Source organism: Psychrobacter sp. 1U2 (assembly GCF_051847575.1).
In genome coordinates this window covers 1-1,083 of sequence record NZ_JBPYDC010000440.1, presented here as the reverse complement: position 1 = coordinate 1,083, position 1,083 = coordinate 1, and the positions used below count along the sequence as shown (strand labels likewise).

General features: G+C 40.5%; 1 protein-coding gene. It reads left to right on the top strand.

Translation table 11 applies throughout. The features are described 5' to 3' along the window. A partial coding sequence (locus ACS8FD_RS16415; protein ID WP_439276627.1) for an Hpt domain-containing protein occupies positions 1-1,083 on the top strand: 1,083 nt, incomplete at both ends.

Below are 1,083 nucleotides of genomic sequence, written 5' to 3'. Positions count from 1 at the left end.
AAGCTCAACAATTACCTGTTGATGCTCAAGATAGTGATCCAGAAATTAAAGAGATCTTTATCGAAGAAGCAGAAGAGGTATTGGATGAAATTACACCAAAATATGAGCAATGGCGTCTAGCGCCTTCTGACTTAACGGGACTAAAAGAAATACGTCGAGGTTTTCATACTTTGAAAGGTTCAGGACGTATGGTTGGCGCTTACTATACAGGTGAGCTTGCTTGGGCTGTCGAAGATATGCTTAATCGTATCTTAGACCATACTATTATAGTGTCTGCAGATATCGTACAACTGGTAGCTGATGTCCTAGCCACTTACCCAGATTTAGTGAAAATATTTGCTAGTAATAGCGAGGGTCACGATGCGGACTACCCAGCGGTAGTACCCTTATGGGTCGCCTGTGCTAATGCGTATAGTAAAAAGCAGGGCGATAAATTTAGTTATGTTAGCCTACGTAAAGTATGGTCCTTAGATAACAAAAACAGTTTAGACAACCAAAATAATATTGGTATGTATGATAGTAAATTCGCTGATGATGATGATAAAAAGCATGGAGACGACAGTAGCGACAACATGCTAGAGACCATTCATTCTATCAATGAGATGATGGCAGACGCACCAGTGGTAATAACACCGCAAAGTGCTGAAGAACAAACTTTTTACAAAATCTTCGTTGAAGAGGCGCATTCACTATTACAGGACATCAATAAGTTTGTCAAAGCTCATGATGGCGCTGAACACATTGAAGTCACTGATGAGATTGTACGCGCCTTCCATACTTTGCGAGCAGCTTCTGGCTCTAGTGCACTCATCTCAATTAGTGAAATTAGTGCAACTATAGAGCATAGCCTAGAGCAACTACAAAATAATGATACACCGATGAGTGATCATCACTTACAAGCGTTAGCGCAATCAGTGAGATTAATTGAAGGGTACCTGGACGCCTATCAGCAAAGTTTGGAGCAAGATTTAACTGATGAGAGTCTACATAATGAAGAAGACCTTATGTCTTTGCAAAAAATACTGAATGAATCCAATGCAGCGCATACATCAGCAGACAATAAACTAAGCGTGGCGAAGCTAC